We start from the raw sequence: 399 nt of genomic DNA, 5'->3' as shown, positions 1-399 counted from the left end.
CCCGCATACAGCCCTTTTTGTTCCGCCCGTACATCCGGGTCTGGTAATGCTTTCCGGTCTATCTTGCCATTAGCCGTTAAAGGCAGTTCTTTTAACGCCACCCACAGCAATGGCACCATGTATTCCGGCAGATGGTTCTTCAGGTAAGCAATCACTGGTTCTTTATCGAAATTTTGTTCCGCCACCACATATCCTACTAACCGCATATCGGCACTATCACCACGAGCCAGCACCACTGCCTGGTTCACCAGACCGCTCTGCTGCAATACCTGCTCTATTTCTCCCAGCTCAATACGGTAACCACGAATCTTCACCTGCTCATCGCGGCGACCCTGGTACTCGATATTCCCATCGGGTAACCAGCGACCCAGATCGCCCGTAGCGACCCAGATCGCCCGT

Annotated in this window: 1 protein-coding gene; it reads right to left on the bottom strand. The window is 53.1% G+C overall.

Going from position 1 to position 399, the window contains the following annotated elements:
* On the bottom strand, window positions 1-399 hold a 399-nt coding region (locus AC1DP6_RS36590), incomplete at both ends, for an AMP-binding enzyme (RefSeq protein WP_477059327.1).

This window comes from Chitinophaga sp. 01L420, assembly GCF_056399985.1.
Note: the sequence above shows the minus strand (reverse complement) of the source record. Positions and strands in the feature narration are given on the sequence as shown.